Source organism: Dietzia sp. B19, from assembly GCF_014145155.1.
Classification (GTDB): domain Bacteria; phylum Actinomycetota; class Actinomycetes; order Mycobacteriales; family Mycobacteriaceae; genus Dietzia; species Dietzia natronolimnaea.
In genome coordinates, this window is record NZ_JAALED010000551.1 from 1 (window position 1) to 1066 (window position 1066).

Here is a 1066-nt window from a genome sequence, read left to right on the forward strand (position 1 = left end):
CACCCGGGAGTCCGGGTGCCGCCGTCGGAGGAGTACCCGCGAGCGCGGGTACCAGGGGCGGATCAGGCCTGGCCGACCTCGAAACGGAGGAAGGCCGTCACCGTGGCGCCGGCCTCGGTGAGGAGCGCGCCGACGGTCTTCTTGCTGTCGGTGACGGACGGCTGGTCCAGGAGGACGACGTCCTTGTAGAAGCCGTTGAGACGACCCTCGACGATCTTCTGCAGAGCCTGCTCGGGCTTGCCCTCCTCGCGGGCGGTGGCCTCCGCGATCTCGCGCTCCTTGGCCACGATCTCGGCGGGCACCTCGTCGCGCGAGACGTACTGCGCCTTGAGCGCGGCGATCTGCATGGCGGCCGAGCGGGCGGCGGCCTCGGCGGACTCGCCCTCGCCCTGGTAGGCCACCATCACGCCGACGGCCGGCGGGAGGTCGGAGGAGCGCTTGTGGAGGTAGACCGCGACGGGGCCGTCGAGCTTGCCCACGCGACGCAGGACCAGCTTCTCGCCGGACTTGGCGGAGAACGAGACCACCGCGTCGGAGACCGTCGACCCGTCGAGCTCGGCGCCGTTGAGGGCGTCGAGGTCGGAGATGCCCTGGGAGGCGGCGACGTCGACGATCTTGTCGGCCAGCGCGATGAACTCGGCGCTCTTCGCCACGAAGTCGGTCTCGGAGTTGAGTTCGATCATGACACCGTCCTTGACGGCGACGAGGCCCTCGGCGGTGGTGCGCTCCGCACGCTTGCCCACGTCCTTGGCGCCCTTGATACGCAGGACCTCGACGGCCTTGTCGAAGTCGCCGTCGGTCTCCTCGAGTGCCTTCTTGCAGTCCATCATCCCGGAGCCGGTGAGCTCACGCAGACGCTTGACGTCGGCAGCGGTGTAGTTCGCCATGGTGGGGCGACCCTCCTAAAAAGAGTTCGTGATGTGTCGGAAGTTGTTGACGTCGGCCGGCGGGCGCGATCGACTCCACCCTAGACGCCTCGGCGCCGGGGGACCCTCGCCCACCGTCACCGACACGTCGGGCCCGGCCCCCGGGAGATCCCGCGTGGGGATCGTGGGCGGCCGGGCCC

General features: G+C 70.0%; 1 protein-coding gene. It reads right to left on the reverse strand.

The window, feature by feature from the left end; translation table 11 throughout:
* Positions 1 to 62 precede the first annotated feature (62 nt).
* On the reverse strand, positions 63 to 887 hold the full coding sequence (gene tsf / locus G6020_RS15085) for a translation elongation factor Ts (RefSeq protein WP_182611182.1): 825 nt from the start codon (positions 885 to 887) through the stop codon (positions 63 to 65).
* Between the last annotated feature and the right edge of the window lie 179 nt (positions 888 to 1066).

Excerpts from the sequence above, each read along its gene's own strand:
- tsf (WP_182611182.1), bottom strand. The coding sequence starts at position 887 with ATGGCGAACTACACCGCTGCCGACGTCAAGCGTCTGCGTGAGCTCACC.